Source organism: Pseudomonas sp. CFBP2511, assembly GCF_030209255.1.
GTDB classification, from domain to species: domain Bacteria; phylum Pseudomonadota; class Gammaproteobacteria; order Pseudomonadales; family Pseudomonadaceae; genus Aquipseudomonas; species Aquipseudomonas avellanae.
This window is the reverse complement of record NZ_JARVSI010000041.1, coordinates 1-1,107: the sequence shown is the minus strand read 5'-3', so window position 1 is coordinate 1,107 and position 1,107 is coordinate 1. Positions and strand designations below refer to the sequence as shown.

The window sequence follows — 1,107 nt, the reverse complement described above, 5'->3', positions numbered from 1 at the left end:
GACAGCTCGGAAAACCTTAGCGTACGATTTTTTCCGAATTCTCTAGGCTCCCCTATATCTGCAATCGTTGCATTCGCGCACGGCACGTTGTGGGACTCGGCAGACATGCTGGAAAAGTCGGGTGAGTTGGCTCAGGTGCTCAAAGACTCCGCTATCGAAGCCCACAACGAAGCGAATATGGACGAACCGGGCTTGCTGCTGGAAGGTTGGCAGATGGTCCAGGTCGACGTGCCATCTCCAGTCGAAGTCTTGAAACTGATCGAAACCTACGAAAGCCAGGTTTGCGATAGTCAAGGCTTCCACTACCACCAAGCTGCGTATGAGATCCGTACCATTCGATCGATGGCCATCGCGCAGCTTGGTGGGTACAGCGCAGCTCCATTCAGCCTGTAAGGCAAAGCGGCGGGCCAGCCCGCCGCTTCCGTCCTATACCGTCACGCCATCGGTGACGGTTTGGGATATGACCTCCCATATTCTGAGTTAAGCGATCATGTCCGAGCGCGAATTTAAGACGATTAGAAGCCTCACGTATACACAGATCCTAAATCCAATTTATCGACCTTTGCTACTGCGCTACGCAGGCGAACTTGCGCCGCCATGCGTTGCCGAAGCGCTGATGAAACTGCTTAAACGAATCTAGATAGAGAGACGTTGAATGAAATCTAACTTAGCTAAATTACTGCTCCTGCCTTGCTTGCTGGTACAGCCAGCCTTCGCCGTGCCGGAAACTGGTCCCACTCCCCTCGCGGTAAGCTTCATGACCCAGTTCTATGAGGTTGCTCCCAGAGACGTGAAAACGTCTGAAAGTCGCGGACAAGGGTCGGACATGATCGTCAAGGCCGAGGCTGATGGACACGTTTGCACGTTCACTGCGGCACCTCTGCCGAACGCTAAATATGGCTGGGCTCTCGCCTCGTTGAACTGCGGCAAGTGACTTGCCCGCAGGCATAGAAACGCCCGGCCATACGCCGGGCTTTCTTTTGGACGCACACCCTCGTTCAGGCCACAGTTGATCAACAGCGAAAGAAGCGCGGCGTAAGCAATGTCGATAATGGCGTGCTCGGCTTCGCCTCATCGGCTGTCGTGAACCAAGCCCCGGCCAAGAGC

Annotated in this window: 2 protein-coding genes; both read left to right on the top strand. The window is 54.7% G+C overall.

Annotated features, from left to right (window positions below; all coding sequences use genetic code 11):
• Nucleotides 1-393, top strand: a 393-nt coding sequence (locus QRN38_RS27180) for a hypothetical protein (protein ID WP_285362907.1), incomplete at its 5' end; no start/stop codon positions are given.
• A gap of 262 nt (nt 394-655) precedes the next feature.
• Nucleotides 656-934, top strand: a complete 279-nt coding sequence (locus tag QRN38_RS27175) for a hypothetical protein (protein ID WP_122222962.1) — start codon at nt 656-658, stop codon at nt 932-934.
• Nucleotides 935-1,107: the final 173 nt, after the last annotated feature.

Excerpts from the sequence above, each read along its gene's own strand:
- QRN38_RS27175 (WP_122222962.1), top strand. The coding sequence starts at position 656 with ATGAAATCTAACTTAGCTAAATTACTGCTCCTGCCTTGCTTGCTGGTA.